At 42.4% G+C, this 17,731-nt stretch carries 14 protein-coding genes and 2 tRNA genes; 6 read left to right on the top strand and 10 right to left on the bottom strand.

Translation table 11 applies throughout. The annotated features are described in order from the left end of the window. Positions 1-3: 3 nt before the first annotated feature. From FGG15_RS07660 to folE, 6 genes are all read right to left on the bottom strand, one after another. Positions 4-528, bottom strand: coding sequence for a GNAT family N-acetyltransferase (locus tag FGG15_RS07660; RefSeq protein ID WP_138834871.1), 525 nt, complete (start codon positions 526-528; stop codon positions 4-6). After that, complete coding sequence (locus FGG15_RS07655) at positions 529-1,020, bottom strand: DUF192 domain-containing protein (RefSeq protein ID WP_138834869.1); 492 nt, start codon at positions 1,018-1,020, stop codon at positions 529-531. Between the two features lie 8 nt (positions 1,021-1,028). Continuing rightward, positions 1,029-1,964 (bottom strand): prolipoprotein diacylglyceryl transferase, encoded by a 936-nt coding sequence (lgt, locus tag FGG15_RS07650; RefSeq protein ID WP_138834867.1) that lies wholly within the window; start codon positions 1,962-1,964, stop codon positions 1,029-1,031. Between the two features lie 282 nt (positions 1,965-2,246). After that, positions 2,247-2,474, bottom strand: a complete 228-nt coding sequence (gene yidD, locus FGG15_RS07645) for a membrane protein insertion efficiency factor YidD (RefSeq protein WP_138834865.1) — start codon at positions 2,472-2,474, stop codon at positions 2,247-2,249. A gap of 19 nt (positions 2,475-2,493) precedes the next feature. Beyond that, positions 2,494-3,975: a cysteine--tRNA ligase gene (cysS, locus tag FGG15_RS07640; RefSeq protein WP_138834863.1), complete on the bottom strand. Its 1,482-nt coding sequence runs from the start codon at positions 3,973-3,975 to the stop codon at positions 2,494-2,496. 14 nt (positions 3,976-3,989) lie between these two features. Continuing rightward, positions 3,990-4,670 (bottom strand): GTP cyclohydrolase I FolE, encoded by a 681-nt coding sequence (gene folE, locus FGG15_RS07635; protein ID WP_138835436.1) that lies wholly within the window; start codon positions 4,668-4,670, stop codon positions 3,990-3,992. A 132-nt stretch (positions 4,671-4,802) separates the two neighbouring features. Here folE and FGG15_RS07630 point away from each other — a divergent pair, with 132 nt between their 5' ends. After that, complete coding sequence (locus FGG15_RS07630; protein ID WP_138834861.1) at positions 4,803-6,611, top strand: T9SS type B sorting domain-containing protein; 1,809 nt, start codon at positions 4,803-4,805, stop codon at positions 6,609-6,611. A gap of 114 nt (positions 6,612-6,725) precedes the next feature. Then, positions 6,726-8,177 carry a T9SS type B sorting domain-containing protein gene (locus FGG15_RS07625; RefSeq protein WP_138834859.1) on the top strand — a complete coding sequence of 484 codons (1,452 nt, stop codon included), beginning with the start codon at positions 6,726-6,728 and terminating at the stop codon, positions 8,175-8,177. Between the two features lie 51 nt (positions 8,178-8,228). Here FGG15_RS07625 and FGG15_RS07620 read toward each other — a convergent pair whose 3' ends face one another. Together FGG15_RS07620 and FGG15_RS07615 are read right to left on the bottom strand one after the other, a co-directional pair. After that, positions 8,229-9,728, bottom strand: a complete 1,500-nt coding sequence (locus tag FGG15_RS07620) for an OmpP1/FadL family transporter (protein WP_138834857.1) — start codon at positions 9,726-9,728, stop codon at positions 8,229-8,231. A 38-nt stretch (positions 9,729-9,766) separates the two neighbouring features. Continuing rightward, positions 9,767-11,116 carry a hypothetical protein gene (locus FGG15_RS07615; protein WP_237561772.1) on the bottom strand — a complete coding sequence of 450 codons (1,350 nt, stop codon included), beginning with the start codon at positions 11,114-11,116 and terminating at the stop codon, positions 9,767-9,769. 95 nt (positions 11,117-11,211) lie between these two features. Here FGG15_RS07615 and proS point away from each other — a divergent pair, with 95 nt between their 5' ends. The 4 genes from proS (at position 11,212) to rpsT (ending at position 13,375) form a co-directional block, all read left to right on the top strand. Further along, positions 11,212-12,687: a proline--tRNA ligase gene (gene proS, locus FGG15_RS07610; protein ID WP_138834855.1), complete on the top strand. Its 1,476-nt coding sequence runs from the start codon at positions 11,212-11,214 to the stop codon at positions 12,685-12,687. Positions 12,688-12,806: 119 nt separating this feature from the next. Then, positions 12,807-12,878, top strand: a tRNA-Glu gene (locus tag FGG15_RS07605). Between the two features lie 87 nt (positions 12,879-12,965). Continuing rightward, a tRNA-Glu gene (locus FGG15_RS07600) sits at positions 12,966-13,037 on the top strand. A gap of 86 nt (positions 13,038-13,123) precedes the next feature. Continuing rightward, a complete protein-coding gene (rpsT, locus tag FGG15_RS07595) occupies positions 13,124-13,375 on the top strand; it encodes a 30S ribosomal protein S20 (RefSeq protein ID WP_138834853.1) in 252 nt (83 codons plus the stop codon). A 56-nt stretch (positions 13,376-13,431) separates the two neighbouring features. Here rpsT and FGG15_RS07590 read toward each other — a convergent pair whose 3' ends face one another. Together FGG15_RS07590 and FGG15_RS07585 are read right to left on the bottom strand one after the other, a co-directional pair. Then, on the bottom strand, positions 13,432-15,351 hold the full coding sequence (locus tag FGG15_RS07590) for an LruC domain-containing protein (protein WP_138834851.1): 1,920 nt from the start codon (positions 15,349-15,351) through the stop codon (positions 13,432-13,434). 199 nt (positions 15,352-15,550) lie between these two features. Beyond that, entirely contained in the window at positions 15,551-17,602 is a 2,052-nt protein-coding gene (locus FGG15_RS07585) for an LruC domain-containing protein (protein ID WP_138834848.1), read from the bottom strand. Positions 17,603-17,731 lie beyond the last annotated feature (129 nt).

Raw genomic sequence — 17,731 nt, 5'->3', positions numbered from 1 at the left:
AAATTATCCTTGATTTACCCTAAAAATGTGTACGGGATTATCTTTGTAGGTAGTGGTCTTGTCCAGAACCATCCCATTTTTTAAGGCTACTTTCTGTGAGGGGACATTGTCCACATGGATAATGGAAATCAAAGTATTGGTCAACTGGTTTTGAAAAGCATATTGCTTGCACTTCTCGGCGGCTTCAAAAGCGAAGCCTTGGAGCCAAAATTCCGGTAAAACTGAGTATCCTATTTCCAACTCTTCAATTCCATCAACAGTCTGAACCAAAAGACCACAAATACCTACCAATTGCTGGGTGGATTTTAGCACGAGTGCATTCATACCTCCTAGCCCGTGTTCGTATCGTTCAAAAATACGGTCAAATTGCTGTTGGCACGCTTGGACAGGATCAGTTGGCAATCCGTCCCAAAATTCTGTGGATTTTGGATTGTCGTAAAATGGTAACCAAGCATCAAAATCTGAGAGCTGAATCTTTCTAAAAAACAGCCGCTCACTACTTTGGTTTTCAAGGAGCCGTTTATCCATCTAGTTTCGGGAATAAGCGACGGTGTCGCCCACTTCAAGACCCCATTGGTCCGACAGGCCTGCATTGATTTCCAATACAAATTTCACGGGTCCTTCCGAAGGAAGTCCACTTTCGTCCAAGGGCTGGGCATTTTTTTGAAAACTGTCAATTTTCAGGTTTTCATCGATAAAGATGATATCCAAAGGAATTTGGGTATTCTTCATATAGAAGGAATGATGCGTCACATCTGGGAAAATAAACAACATTCCTTGTTTTTGCTCCATGGATTCCCGATACATCAACCCGGTCTGGGTCTCATAATCCGTTTCCGCAATTTCGATATCCAAACTAGCGATTATGGAATCCGTTTCGGATTTGGAAATGGTCAATTCCCCTTCCTTGGTAAATGTAATGGTATTGGTTTTGATCTCTTTTTTGGGTTCCGTCTTACATGCACTGAAGAACAGCATGGAACCTACCAACACAAAAAGTACCTTACGCCAATTGTTCATTCTAATGATTATTGTTTAGTTGAATTGGGTCTAAACATGAAATACAATCCTATTAAAATCATAGGGATACTCAACCATTGTCCGGTAGATAAAAGCCCAAGGGTTTCCTCAATTCCACCTTGTTCCCTTTTGAATTTCTCCACAATAAATCGAACCGTCCAAAGGCAAACCATAAACACCCCAAAGAGATATCCAGGCTTGTCTTTTTTATCTGTTTTCCAATACAAAAGATATAAGAGCACAAAAATGAATGCATAACCAATGGCTTCATACAATTGAGCAGGATGTCTAAAGGGGATGGATTCTAGAATGCTGGCAAATTGGGGGTCGTTTTCAATGGCCTTATAGGCGGCATTGGCGGTTTTTTCCCCAGTGACCCGCATAGCCTCACTTTCTGGCATATCTTGACTGTCCCGAATAAATCGGGTGGCCATAATAGAGGAGCCATCTGTTTCCTTGCCGTTGATTTCCGAATTGAAAAAATTCCCCATCCGAACAAAACAGGCCCCTATGGCGGATACGACTGCCATCCTATCCAGCAACCATAACATCTTAATGTCCTTCCATTTGCGGGTATACAACCACATACCTATAATGGCCGCAATAGTGGCTCCATGGCTGGCCAAACCTGCAAAACCGGTAAATCGAAACTCGGGAACTGTGCTAATAGGCAATAAAATGGACAAGGGGTCTTTGGTAAACAAATCGCTCTGGTAAAAAATTACGTGTCCCAGACGCGCACCCAGCATTATGGAGACAATTCCATAAATAAATAGGGAATCCAATTTCTCCATGGATTTGTTTTCATTTTGGAAGATGCGTTTCATTAGAAACCATCCTGCTACAAAGGCCGCTATCCAAAGTAGGTTGTAGTACTTGATCTGAACAAAACCCAGTTGAAACAAAGTGCCATCCGGATTCCAGTTAAAGCCTAAAAAGTACATAAGGTAAAATTTTGGACTAATATACTTAAAGAAGTTAGACTGCTGCGTTTTTAGATGTTAGAATTGAGATAAATCATGGATGGTGTTTTTTGGTGAATAGCAGACAGCTTAATTTGAAATTTGGACGCTACAATTTGAGAACGTTCGAATTGGGTGACTACTTGTTGGGTTTAAGGGTAAAGGGTAAAGGGTAAAGGGTGAAAGGTGAAGGTGTTTACTACTGTCCACTGTTCCCTGAACTTGAAATTTGACCTTGAACTTGGCGTTTGAGCTTGAACTTGTTTACGGAACCGGGTCGTGTCCTTTTCCTCCCCAAGGATGGCAACTGAAAATGCGCTTTACCGAGAGCCACCCACCTTTGAAAAGACCGTGCTTTTTTAATGCTTCCAAAGTGTAGCCCGAACAAGTGGGGGTATACCTGCAAGTAGCCGGGGTCAACGGAGAGATTAGCAATTGGTAAAGTCGTACCAAAAGCACAAAGGGAGCAATAAGTATTTTCTTTAAAGACATTCCCCAAATGGGTATGCAGTTATTTTAGACTAAATGTGGTACCATCCTTGCCATCTTTTAATTGGATGCCCAAGGCAATAAGTTCGTCCCTGATTTTATCCGAAGTGGCAAAATCCTTATTGGACCGGGCTTCGTTCCGCAGACCAATTAACAGTTCTACCACTCCTGACAAGGTTTGAGAATTGTCTTCCGCTGCAGCTTGGTTCTCAATACCCAAAATTTCATGGACAAAGGTGGTCATGGTGTTTTGGAGCAAAGTTTTATCCGCTTCGGTTATGCTTTCCTTTCCTTCCTTGATCAGATTGATGTGTTTTACGGCTTCGAACAATTGTGAGATCAAAATGGGAGTATTGAAATCATCGTTCATGGCATCATAACATTTCTGCAGCCAAGATTTCACGTCAAAATCAGAGGACGCTCCAGTGTTCAATTTTGAAACATTGTCCATGCCATCCATCAAACGGTAATATCCTTTTTCAGAAGCCAATAAGGCCTCATCACTTAAATCCAAAATACTGGTGTAATGGGCTTGCATCATAAAAAATCGGACGACGGAAGCGGAGTAGGCCTTGCTTAAAATATCGTTCTCCCCGGTGATAATCTCAGAAGGATAGATGTTGTTGCCCGTGGATTTGGACATTTTTTTCCCGTTAAGGGTAAGCATGTTGGCATGCAACCAATACTTCACAGGGGATTTTCCACTACTGGCTTCAGACTGTGCTATTTCACATTCATGATGTGGAAACTTCAAATCCATTCCGCCTCCATGAATATCGAAGGTTTCACCTAAGTATTTGGTACTCATAGCAGTACATTCCAAATGCCAGCCAGGAAAGCCATCGCCCCATGGGGAAGGCCATCGCATGATGTGCTGCGGTTCGGCTTTTTTCCAAAGGGCAAAATCCTGGGGATTTCTTTTTTCACTTTGTGCGGTCAGCTCACGGGTATTAGCAATCATATCTTCCAGCTTTCTTCCGCTGAGCTTACCATAATCATTGGTTTCATTGAATTTGATAACATCAAAATAAACAGACCCATTGATTTCATATGCAAATCCGTTGTCTATGATCTCCTTGATGATCTCTATCTGCTCAATAATATGCCCTGTGGCTGTTGGTTCTATGCTCGGGGGCAAAAAATTGAACTGTTGCAAGGTGTTGTGAAAATCCACAGTATACCGTTGCACCACTTCCATGGGCTCAATTTGCTCCAGCTTTGCTTTTTTGGCGATTTTATCCTCTCCCTCATCCGCATCGTTCTCCAAATGCCCAGCATCCGTAATATTTCGGACATAACGAACTTTATAGCCCAAATGCTTGAAATACCGGAAAATCATGTCAAAGGACATGAAGGTGCGGCAGTTCCCTAAATGTACATTGCTATACACCGTTGGCCCACAAACATACATGCCGATATGACCCTCGTTGATAGGTTCAAACGGTTCTTTTTTTCCCGAAAGTGAATTGTGGACTTTGAGTTGCTGGTTTTTGTAAAGCTGCATGAATGAGATAAGAGTTAAAAGTCGGTATCTAGGTTGATGTAGTCCAAAAATTCCCTTCTAACCGCTTCGTCCTTGAATTTTCCCCCGTATTCTGCTGTAACGGTACTGCTTTCGATGTCACGAATACCCCTGGAATTAACGCAAAGGTGTTTGGCGTCGATTACGCAGGCCACATCCTCAGTTCCCAAAACCCTTTGGAGTTCCTTCACAATTTGGATATTCATTCGTTCCTGAACCTGTGGACGTTTGGCGTAGTAATCCACAATACGGTTCATTTTGGAGAGTCCCACCACTGTTCCGTTGGAAACATAGGCAATATGGGCCCTACCAATAATGGGTAACAAATGGTGTTCGCAGGTGGAATACACCACAATATTCTTCTCCACCAACATCTCTCCATATTTATACTTGTTTTTAAAGGTGGAGGATTTTGGCTTTCTTTTGGGATGAAGTCCGCTAAAAATCTCTTTTACGAACATTTTGGCCACCCTTTTTGGGGTGCCGTTCAAGCTGTCATCATCCAAGTCTAAACCTAGTGTCAGCATGATTTCCCGAACGCTCTTTTGAATGCGCTCAATCTTTTCATCATCGCTCAATACAAAAGCATCGTCCCTGATCGGGGTTTCCGTTGATGAGCCAACATGATCGTTGCCTCTTTCTTCATATTGCTCTTCCAAAGCCTGCTCTAGTTTCATTTGCTCTTTCTTCAAGAAAGCAAAGATATACATTAATGCCCTATTTAACATCTGCTAGCCTTGGTTTGACAACATAAATTATTGTTAAGGGAAAAGCCCAATTATTTTTATAGTGCCCAAAATCTATGGCAAATGATATTGAAATCGGCGATGACGCTCATAGCTGTTGCGATTTTCAGTCAAATGACTTACACCCAGGTCATTCCCGACTGCGGGAATGCTGTGCCTATATGTAGCAACACTCCTGTGAATGGGGGTACCAACGGTTATGGAATTGACGATTTTAGTGGGGTTGCTGTCAGCGGATGTTTGGAACAGACCACTTCGGGCAGTATTGAGTCCAATTCCGCATGGTATCGGTTTAGAACCAATGCATCTGGTCAATTGGGATTTAATATAGGGCACGACAGCAGTGAGGATTGGGATTTCGCTTTGTATAGGACTAGTGACTGCAACAATCTAGGAGACCCAATTCGCTGTAATTTCTTTGATAACAGTGAATCCAAAAGTTTTATAGGAGTAGGAGAGGACCCTACCGGAGACCCCAACTCTGTGCATTATGAAGATTGGTTGCAGGTTATGCCTGGGGAAGACTATATGCTGTTCATCAATAATTTTAGCAATTCCAATTCCGGTTTTTCCGTTCAATTTACTGGAGATATATGGACTACCAACCCAACAGATGCCCTGGACTGCTCCATTATCAACAATCTACTAGGGTCTCCAATCGCGGCTTGTGAAGGAGATACCGTTACTTTGGATGCTACCACTGTGGGCGCCCTAAGTTACACTTGGAACTATGATACAGGAAGCGGATATACACCAATAGCCGGAGAGACTAACCCAACCTTGATGGTATCAACATCAGCGATGTATTGGGTGGTTGTTGCCACTTCTTCAGGTTCCATTATTAGTGATGTCCAGGCCTTTTTTAGTGCTATTCCTGTTGCCCAGCCAGTCATGGACGAAGGTTTTTGCCATACCCAAGATATGGTTTTTGATTTGCAAACAAAGGATTTGGAAGTGCTGGGAACGCAAAATCCGAATGAGTATATCGTAAGTTATCATGCTAGTGCAGGGGATGCAGCTTCAGGTGCAAATCCGTTGAGCAAACAGTATGCTAAGGCTCCTGGATTGGAAATTATTTATGTGCGCTTGACGTCCAGTACCAACCCTGACTGTTACGATGATTCACAGCATTTTATCCTTAACGCGGTGGAAACCCCAGAACCCACATTTCCTACAGAAGCTACGCTTTGTGATGGTTCGCCAGGGATTGTTATTGGGGAAACCCTTCCCAACCCCAGTTATAGCTATTTATGGAGCACGGGAGAGACTACACCCAATATTACGGTTTCCCAAGCCGGGGATTATACGGTTACGATTACCCATTCCCAAGGGGGAGTGGACTGTATAACAGACAGAACGGTAAGTACAGCTATTTCCAATACGCCTATCATTTCGGTAGCTATTGATTTTGAAGACATAAAGCCCAGCAACACGGTGACCATCCAGAATGATGCAGAAGGTAGTTTTGAATACAGATTGGATGATGGTCCTTACCAAACCAGTCCTATTTTTGATGAAGTATTACCTGGAGCCCATACGGTAACAGCCAGGGATATTCATGGTTGTTCCGAGGTGACTGAAAACTTTGTGTTGGTTGGCTTTTCACCTAGTTTTTCACCCAATGGCGATGTGCTCAATGAAACTTGGCAAATTGAAGGCCTTTCGATGCTGGATTCACCAGTGGTCACTATTTATGATCGATATGGAAAACTACTTTGGGAAATGACCGAATTTAGCCCTGGATGGGACGGAAGTTTCCAAGGAATGCCCCTGCCTTCAACAGATTATTGGTTTAAATTATCCTATCTGGATACCGACGGCAATCGTATATATGCCAAGCATTTACAAAGCCATTTTTCATTGAGGAGATAATCACGGTTGCATTTTATCGATTAACTGTACAATTTTTCCGTTGAAGCATACTAAAACATGCTTTTTTGGAGTTATAGAGGTTATTATAGAATAACCCTATAGCCCCAAAATTCTATGAGAGCCCTATTTTGCGCTATTTGTTGTTTTCTCTTAGGCTTCAACATAGCAACCTCCCAAAATTCTCCGGATTGTAGAACTGCGATTCCCGTTTGTGCTGATATGCCTATCAATTCAGCTACGGATGGCAGCGGCGATATCGATGATTTTGACCCCATGGTTATCACCCAATCGGGTTGTTTAGAGAAGGGGAGTGTGGCTTCTGCCAACATAGAAAATAACACTTCTTGGTATGTTTTTAGAGCCGGGACCGATGGGCAAATTGGGTTTGATATAGAGGCTTTACCCGCTTCGGGAACAATTGTTACTTCCGAATTGGATTTTGCGCTATACGGTCCTTTTGATCAGACCACCGGCCAGAATTTTTGCTCTTTGGTGGGAAATGGTTCCGCTCAGCCTATCCGCTGCAACTATGAAGTGAACGACACTAATTTTACAGGTATTGGGGTAAATCCCATAGACGGAAGGGTGGGAGCACCCTTTGTTGTAGGTAGTCAGAATACCTATGACGAATATATTGATGTAATTGCTGGAGAGGTTTATTATTTGTTCATCAACAATTACAATACCAACTTTAATGGAGATCCTGAACCTTTTCAGCTCACATTTACCGGAAGTTCGGTAGATGCCGATCAGAATACTGCTTTGGACTGTACCCTAAGGGATGAGTTTTTGGGTTTGGACATTATTGCCTGTGAAGGAGACCCAGACATCGTCTTAAGCGCTTTAAACTCGCCAGCGGGACCAAATATTGCCAATATTACATGGGAATTGGATGCGGATGATGATGGAACCTATGAAACCGTTTTGGCCACAGGTGCCGGACAAACAGAATGGACGGTAACCAGTCCAAATTCTGGACGCTATAGAGTGACCATTGAAACCACTTTTGCCACCGTGATTACGGACGATATTTTAATCACGTTTTATGCGACACCCGTTCCGGGTGATATAGATATTGTGGTATTGGACGATTTGGTCAATAGTGATCAAACCGATCCTTATAATGTCGAGTTTGTCCCAGTAGGCAATGGAAACTACGAATACTCCCTAAATGGAGGGGATTTTCAAACCGACCCAATCTTTCTGGATGTCCCTCCTGGATTGAATTCTGTAGTTATTAATGATGTGAATGGTTGTGGAACTTCCGAACCTATAGATTTTTTAGTTGTGGGTTATCCTAAGTTTTTTACTCCCAATGGTGATTCTTTCCACGACTTTTGGAATGTCCAAGGGGTTGATCAATTGGACAATCCAAGGATTTTTATTTTTGATCGATTTGGAAAACTGTTGAAGGAATTTCCAACGAATACTGCGGGTTGGGATGGTACTTTTAACGGAAGAGATATGCCATCTTCAGATTATTGGTTCCGATTGGATTATGATCGGGATGATAATGGAGTTGTGGTGGCACGTTCGGTAAGAAGACATTTCTCCCTCGTGCGGTAATAAAAAAGGCTGGATTTCTCCAGCCCTATTTGTGTTCTTCTATTCGTATGGTTAGAATTTAACCGTATAACCCAAGGTAACGTTGGTGTTTATTCTATTGACCATGGCAGAATTGTTGATACCGGCGTCGAAGAAGAATTCATTGACATCCTGCTCGGATCGGCTAAAGGCCAAATCCAATCTGCTTCCGCCAAAATTATATCCTATACCTCCAGAATATCCTGTTAAATCCCCGATAGTATCACCATTTTCATAAGGGCTTTGCTCAAATCGGTATCCAGCTCTTAGGCTCACCTGGTCTATACGATATTCCCCACCAACCCTATAAGTGTTGACTACACCCAGTTCACTCGTGATAACATCATTTTGGGAAGCAAAATTAGGGTCTGTTGTAGGTCTAAGCTCTGCTTGGGACATATCCTGATACCCGTAGTCAAAACTCAAGAGACCATCTTTACCAAAAATAACAGCAAGGCTTCCAGTTAGTTTGGAAGGTGTTTTAATGCGATATTCTTCGAAAGCGTTGATAATATTGAAATTGATAAAATCGATATCAGAAACAGCCAAAGAGGAATTGATACGTTGGGAAATGTCATCGGTCAGTTCATACCAAGTAGGAGACTGATAACTGCCACCAACCCTTATGTTCTCGTTCAATTTGGCAATGGCCCCAACGCTAAAGGAAAACCCATATCCCTCTGTATGTAGAAAATTATCGAATGTAGTAAACTGAACAGGCGAATCTTGATCATATCCATTTTCATCCAATAGCGTTAACCTGTCATAAATGACATTGTGAAAATTTAGCGCGGCCCCTAGATACAGATTTTCTTGGTACTGACCTGCAAAATTTAAAGTGAATTTACTGTTGTACCCTGTGGTACTCTGCAGATACTCTTGGTTTACGCTGTTGTATTGGGCGTTGGAAAAGTAAGACGTATTGGCGTCATCATCCTCAGTGGGTTCAATAAGACCCGCCTGAAAGCCCAAAAACGCTTGCTGTGCGCCGTACCCCAAACTGGAACCAATGTCTAAATAGGCATCTTCTATAAATTCGCCTTCCTGCACTCTTAACGGACCCAAGGCTTGTCCTTGCGCAAACTCCAAAAAGTAGTTGTCAATACCTTGTGCAGTATTTCCTGCCGCAAAAAATTCGTTGTCAAAATTCTGAACCATGTCATAGTTGACAGCAAAGGCGATTTTTTTCCAAGGACTATCGGAGGACTTGAAGATAAAGACCCCACCGACCTGGTTCAACTCTACAGAATTAATATCCCTGATTTGAACACTACTGCCAAAAAAGGCATCGTTGTTTCTGTTGTAATTAGATCCACTGACCGAGAATTGGCTGTAGTTGAATACTGCGGAACCAGCTGGGTTCACATTAAGTGCGGATAGATCTCCGCCCAAGGCGCCGAAAGCACCTCCCATAGCTTGAAATCTTGCAGTTCCAAGCGTATTTTCCGTACTATAACGAACTACATCGTCAATAATTTGACCACTGGCAACAAAGCATGCCAATACCATGATGAAAGTTAAGAATCGTTTCATTTCTTTGATTTAGTTATTACAATAAATGCAATGGGATTTTAGTGTCTTCCGCCACTTCTACCTCTTCCTCCGGACGAGCGTGCTGCACCTGAGGATCTACTGCCTCCAGAACTTCTGTAGCTTCCAGAGCTTCTGGAACTACCTGAGCTTCGGTAGCTTCCGCTACTTCTAGAGCTTCTACTCGGCGAACTGCTTCTATAGCTGCCAGAACTTCTTCTGGTGCTGGAAGACCTGCTATAATTGCTAGACCTTGGAGCCGTTCTACCAGATGATTGATAACTTCGGGTGCTTCTACCTTGGGTTCTGTAACCAGATGATCCTCTGTTTACATTTCCACTCCTATAGGTGCCACTTCTATTTGCCCCACTCCGGGTAGCTCCACTTCTGTAGGTCCCACTACTTCTGGTGGAGGGTGATGTACCATAAGAACGGTAGGTTCTGGAACTTCTATAATTTGGTGTAGTACGTGTACTTCGGCTTGTTCTATAGCTTCGGTTCCTTGCAACCGCATCTGTTCCAACCGATCTTCGTGCTGTGGTTCCACTTCTATAGGTTCTGGAGCTTCTTCCGGTTGCCGCACTTCTGCTCACATTGGAACGTCCGGCACTCGATCTATATCTTGATGCATAACCGCTTCGCCTTGCCGAAAGATTGGATCTACCGCGTAAGGTGGTACCGGGAATTGCAGAGTTGACATATCCCCTTCTACTTCTGTTATAGGCGTAACCGTATCCGCGGTTATAACCTCTATTGTAATATGGTCTTCCGTAGCCGTAATAACCACCCCAGCCGTAGCCAGCATATCCCCATCTAGGATATCCCCAGCCCCAGGCGTAGCCGCCCCAGCCCCAACGGTTCCATCTCCAAGGGTTGTTCCAGCCCCAGCCCCAGCCGTAACCTCCCCAGCCCAAGCCATTCCAGAGCCATGGGTCGTTCCAGCCCCAACCCCAACCAAGGCCACCCCAGGCCCAGCTGTTGTCATAAACGTTGATGGATACGCTGGTCGGGTTATCTCCCCAGCCAGGATTTCCATTATAGGTGTTGTTATTGGCAAAATAACTGGTTTGCTCTCCCAAAGGGATGCTGTCATTACTAATTTGACTGCTATAACTGTCTATATCTGTGAAGATTTCATCCTCAAGGATTTCATCGTACTCTTGCACCTTTTGCCCAAAATAATCCCCATAAATATCACTTTCCTGCTTTTCCAACCGGACGGCTTCCGCATTTTTCTTTTCAACCCCTACAACACGGTTGTTGTTGGAATAAATACCATCATCCTCATAATAGGAAGATTGCTGATAAGTTCCACAGGAGATTAAAAAAAGTGCGGCCAACAGGGATGTGGCGAGGATTTGAATTTTGGGTCGGGGTAAAGACTTTTTCATCGTACAATTTTTATTGTTGAACATACTAAAAATAGTTAGTTTTACCGAACTAATTTTGAAGATTAAGTCACAAGTTTTGTGCCAAACTACTGTAGATGGGTAAAAAATTAACGAGTCGGAGCGAGGATTATTCCAAATGGTATAATGAACTTGTTGTAAAAGCGGATTTAGCTGAAAATTCTGGTGTTAGGGGATGTATGGTCATTAAACCCTATGGGTTTGCCATTTGGGAGAAAATGCAGGCCCAACTGGATAAAATGTTTAAGGAAACTGGGCATGAGAATGCCTACTTCCCGCTATTTATTCCAAAATCTTACTTGAGTAAAGAAGCCAGCCATGTTGAGGGCTTTGCCAAGGAATGTGCGGTGGTAACCCATTACCGATTGAAAAATGCCGAAGATGGAAGTGGGATTATCGTGGATGAAGATGCTAAGTTGGAAGAGGAGCTTATTGTAAGGCCCACTTCGGAAACCATTATTTGGGATACCTACAGAAAATGGATACAATCGTATCGTGACCTACCCATCTTGGTAAACCAATGGGCCAACGTAGTACGCTGGGAAATGCGAACACGATTGTTTCTTCGTACCGCAGAATTCTTGTGGCAAGAAGGACATACCGCGCATGCCACCCGACAAGAAGCCCTTGATGAAGCAGAGCAAATGATGCACGTTTATGCGGATTTTGTGGAGAATTATATGGGTGTTCCCGTGATCAAAGGAACCAAATCGGAGAGTGAACGGTTTGCAGGAGCGGAAGAAACATATTGCATAGAGGCACTTATGCAGGATGGCAAAGCTTTGCAAGCTGGAACTTCGCATTTTTTGGGACAAAATTTTGCTAAAGCGTTCGATGTGAAATTTGCGAATAAGGAAGGCAAACAAGAATATGTCTGGGCTACGTCATGGGGTGTTTCCACCCGACTTATGGGAGCATTGGTTATGACCCACAGTGATGACAATGGATTGGTGTTACCTCCAAATTTGGCACCCATTCAAGTGGTTATCGTACCTATATATAAAGGATTGGAACAATTGGATGCCATTTCAGAAAAAGTGGAGCCTTTGGTGAAAGAACTAAGGGCAAAGGGTATTTCCGTTAAGTATGATAAAAGGGACACGCATAAACCAGGTTTCAAGTTCAATGAATATGAATTGAAGGGAGTACCTGTTCGTATAGCTGTTGGACAACGTGATTTGGAAAACGGAACCTTTGAAGTAGCGCGTAGGGATACACTGCAAAAAGAAACTGTACAGGCAGATGCCGTGATCCAAACGATTGTATCCTTGATGACGGAAATCCAAGAGAATATCTTTAAGAAAGCCTTGGATTTTAGGGAAGAACGTATCACAGTTGTGGATTCCTATGAGGATTTTAAGAAAGTAATTGAGGAAAAAGGTGGTTTTGTGTCCGCTCATTGGGATGGAACAACTGCCACGGAGGACAAGATCAAAGAAGAGACGAAAGCTACCATACGATGTATTCCTTTGAACCCAGAGCAGGAAGATGGTAAGTGCATGGTAACCGGCAAGCCATCAACGCAGAGAGTGTTATTTGCCAAGGCCTATTAGAAGCAGTAAAAAATTAAAAAATTACTGTTGCAAGAGTTAAAAATAGTTGTATTTTTGCACCCGCCTGAGTGACATTTGGTTACAAATTTCATCACGGCAAACGATCCTAATAATAGTTTGGCCCGTTCGTCTAGGGGTTAGGACGCCAGGTTTTCATCCTGGTAACAGGGGTTCGATTCCCCTACGGGCTACAAGTTCTATGGAAAATTGAAAATGATGAATTATGAATCTTATAGGATTCAAATAAGAATTTATCATTTTTGGTTGGAAATTAAAATGGCCCGTTCGTCTAGGGGTTAGGACGCCAGGTTTTCATCCTGGTAACAGGGGTTCGATTCCCCTACGGGCTACTAAGGAAAATTGTAAATTATAAATGGAAAATGAAAAACGGGCATGCCAATTTTCAATTTTTCATTATTCATTTTAAATTAAAATAATGGCAAACCATAAGTCAGCATTAAAGAGAATCAGAAGAAACGAAGCAGTTCGCGTGCGTAACAGATACCAACACAAAACGGTTCGTAACGCAATCAAAAAGCTGAGAAATGAAGAGGACAAAAAAGCAGCTGAAACACTTCTTCCAACTGTAGTTGGTATGATTGATAAGTTGGCAAAACGCAACATTATCCATAACAACAAGGCAGCAAACTTGAAGAGTAAATTGATGAGTAGGGTTGCAGCAATGTAAGCTAACTTTTCACTGAGATATAGTAACGCTCCTTTTCAGGGGCGTTTTTTTATGGATTAATTCTGCTTTAACTTGGATTCATTCCTATAGCCAGGAAGGTTTTTGTACCAATCCTTTCTACTTTGTCCGCCAGAAATTCCCCATTCTTCAAAAAATAGATACCCTTCATTAATTGGCTCCTTTTCCTGTAGAAGAGGGAAAGACTCCACCACATTGATGGCCCAAGGAAGGCCATTATCTGTAGCATAGTTGCCATCTGTATCTGCATTGTTCCCTTCTACTGGAGGTTGATTGTCCCCTAGCAAGGTTGGTTCGTGATTGGAAAGATGAATTTCTTTGTCCCGTTCCCCGTTGGCCACTAAAAATGGATTGAATGGTGCAGGATCCAACGTTGATTCCGATACAGGATCAATGAGCGTAATACTAACCTTGTTTTCCTGGTTCACAATAATGGAATGGTCATCAAAAAGCGGGATTACAGCATGGGTCTGTCCCAGTTCTGTTCCATTGTTGTCCAAACTAAACACATCACGGTCTAAAAGTTGGCCGGTAATGGAAGTGATATTAGTGGGGTTGAGACCCTTTATCTCAAATGCCAAACTATTTACAAAACCAGCTCCATCCGAAGTAACACTATAGTCAATGTCTATAGCAACAACTTGATTGCTGGCATTGAATATTCTGGTAATGGAATAATCAATGGAGGTGTCATTAAAATCCCAATCCCCTCTAAACGGCCATAAGTCCTCAAAAACCAAAGAAGCTTTGGAACTTGCAGAGGGATAGGTTACCGTATAGGCTTTGGAGGTATCATTTGGAAATTCATCCACAGAATCCACAACACCATCCCCATCCTGATCATTGCATAATTCTACTTCTGTAAAGGTAAACCAGTTGGAATCGTTTTGGGTATTGGTGCCAGGATCGTCCGTTCTTCGCCAAACAATTTTATCAAAGGAACCAGAGGTCGCGGAGATAAGAATCGTTCCATAGCCATCACGATAGTAGTGTGACCGAGACCCTGGGTTGTTGTCCCTTAAAATTCGCTCAGCTTCGTCATAAACCAGCTCACTTCCTCCAGATAAAAGCGTCTCTGTATGCTGGGTACCAACAAATTCATATCTAGAGGCATCCACACTCCTAACATGCATTAATACATGCTGGATGGGAGTATCAAAGTCCATTTCAAACTCCACATAACCGTCAGGATCGTTATTGGTGTCAATTTTGGAGCTAATCCAAAAGTTGAAACCGTAAAAAGTAAAAATCGGTGTTGAAAATCCACCTCCAGCCAAGGAAAACCTGTTTTTGAACTCCACCCCATCAAAATCCGTTGCCGTGATGATGGCCGTAGCATTGTTTTTTGGAAACTGGATGTTGGATAATGTATGTAATCCAGAACCATTGGTATCTACCGAGTTCCCAAGGTCAACATAGAATTTTTGGCCATAAACATTCGAGCAGTCCGTGTTCATTTTGGATGGGTTGGCCTGGGACTTGGATTTTCTATTTTTTCCTATAATGCCATTAAAAGTGAAAGACGCTGAGTTTTCGATAATCTGGATGGTTATGTCATCTACAGAACTATTGGATTTTCTAACCAAAAACAATTCATCTACATAGGAAGGTACAGTAAGGTTTTCTATAATAGTACCATTAAAAGGTTCCTTTTCCAACAGCTTTTGGGGTAAGGGGCCAGTGATACTATCCAGACTCTCTGTTAATTCGTCACTTAAGGGATAAACTTCATAAACCACATTAGGTGTGTTGTCCGAAATACTTACGGCCACTACCTTTTCTGTCTTAAAATCGAAGTTGTCCGGAAACTTTAGCTCAACCAATACGGGATCTTCTACCAAAGTAGAATCCCCAGCCAGGGATTCCAGGTATTTGTCGTATTTCTGCTTTAGACAGCTTTGGTTAAGCAGAACAATCAACGAGATGGTGATTATATTGAGAAATCTAGGTCTTTTCATCCATCATAACATTCCTTAAATGAACGAAAAAACCTACAAAAACATTGATTTAATCGATGAATGACAGCGTGAAGTTGTAAAACCCGTTAAAGCTGTGGTGTAGCCAATTTCTTGCTCCAAATTTAAAAGTGAGGAATGGAAGATATGGCATTAAAAAACGCCCAAAAAGGACGTTTCTACTTTGTTTTTAATTTGGGAATCAATCCTGTAATTGCGATTCATTTCGGTACCCAGTGGAATCTTTATACCAATCTTGATAGAGTGTTCCGCCGGAACTTGCCCATTGATTGAAGAAATTATAGGCCTGATTCACGGCTACATTTTCCTTTGGAGGTTTAAAGTTGTGCACAATGTTAATGGCCCAAGGCAAACCTGATTCCGTTTTATAGTTCCCGTCCAAATCAAGATTTACACCTTCCACAGTGGTATCATTAATCCCCAAACTGGTTCTAAATCTGTTGGGCAAATGGATTTCCTGGCCTCGGTTCTTATCCACAATTAAGAAGGGATTGAACGGTGCAATGCCCAATTGATTGGTGGTTATGGGAGTTGTAAAATCGATGGTTACCTTGGAGGGGATATTCAGCATAGTTTCATGATTGTCAAAAAGGATAACAACGGCTCTGTCCTGTCCTTGTTCCAAGCCATTTGCAGCTGTATTGATGAAACCTTCGGTCAAAACCGTTCCGGTAACAGATTCAACCAGGCTTGGTGGAATACTTTCAAACTCTATCCCAAAGGCATTGGTCAAACCAGCTCCATCTGAACTCACCTCAAAATGGATGTCCAGCTGTACCACCATATTATCCGAATTCAGAACGGCTACAAATCTGTAGTTTACTGCAGTGTCGTTGAAATCATAATCCCCTAGATAAGGCCACAGGTCTTCAAACGCTACTGTACCCCATCCATACTTACTTGGTGTAAATTGCTCAAAGGCTTTTTCCGCATCCTCCGGAAAATCATCATTGCTATCTGTTATTCCATCACCGTCCGTATCAGGATCTATGGCGACTTCATCAAATATTCTAAAAGTTGTTAGGTCATTGATTGTACGGCCTAAACTGACACCCGAGGTGGAAGCAGGGCCATATCGGTATTCCCATCCTCCCGTTTGGGTATCCATTACAATAAGGTTACTACTGCCACCATTGTCGGCCAGCCATAATTCGTTATTGGAATCAAAAGTCATGGAAGTTGGAGAAAATGGAAGATCTTCTCCGCTAATGCGAATTGCATCGTAATTTCCATTTCCGTTTTCGTCCAGTCTATAAAGTCCAGAAAAAGAGCATAAGAAAATGGTGCCATCTGCAGCAAAAGCAAGATCGCCACCATTTTTCTTGTGAAGGCCCACGATATCCCAATTGGATAGGATATTGGCATTTTGAGGGTCGACAGTGTATAGCTTATCACGAGTGGAAAAATACAATAGGCCATCGTTTTTGTTGTAGTCGAGTCGCGGCCCACCCAAGCCTAAGTCGCCCACCGTTGTCCAAGTATCGGCTGCAATGTCATATTTCATTAATGGATAGGGTTTACTGCGACCAATGGAATATACAAGTTGGTTTTCTTGATCTATGGCAGCGGTCCAACTCCCCATGGGCATATCTGAGATAAATGTATAGGCTCCTGTCAGGGGATCCACTTGAAACATTTCTCCACCTCCATTAACACAGTATAGATAATCCTCAACCATGGCCTTGTTGGCCGATGCTCCTTTACCCGTATCCGGAATATAGTTATGCGTTAAGGAGTTACCCGTAATATTTATAATGGCCGAAGAAAATTTAAAGCCTTCCTTTCGTTTAAGGTAGAGTTTTTCATAATAGGCGGGAATCACAAAAGTCTGCTCCAAGCTTCCTCCGGACGGAATGCCGCTAAAAATCAAATGATTTAAATTATCCACAGACACCTCTACACCCGTTTCTTCCTCTTCTTCTTCATTTAGGAATATAAATTCTTCTCCTAAAACCACTTGATCATTGTACGCATATACATAGTATTTTGCATTTGGAGTGTTGTCGTTTATAGTCAATGTTACTTCTTCTTCCGTATTGAAGTCAAAATTGGCAGGAATCTTAAGTTCTGTAATTTCAAGCTCATCTACGGGAACTTCAACTTCGGGAGTTGGAGGTGTTCCTTCAGGAGTTGGATCGGTAGGATTGTCCAAGCTATCCTTAACACAAGAAGATAAGCTCAAAGCCAATAGAAGAATACATGCAGCAGACAAAATAATTCGGGACACTCTCATCTTATTTTTATTTGGTGGATTTTCAGTCCAATTATCGTAAAACTAATTTTTGATAAACCATCTTGTGGATGGTCTTAGGCTTCCAGCGATTATGTGTCGACCAACGGTGTACTGATATCGATGAATCGC

The sequence above is a fragment of the Flagellimonas algicola genome (assembly GCF_005937185.1).
Taxonomy (GTDB): domain Bacteria; phylum Bacteroidota; class Bacteroidia; order Flavobacteriales; family Flavobacteriaceae; genus Flagellimonas; species Flagellimonas algicola.
Note: the sequence above shows the minus strand (reverse complement) of the source record. Positions and strands in the feature narration are given on the sequence as shown.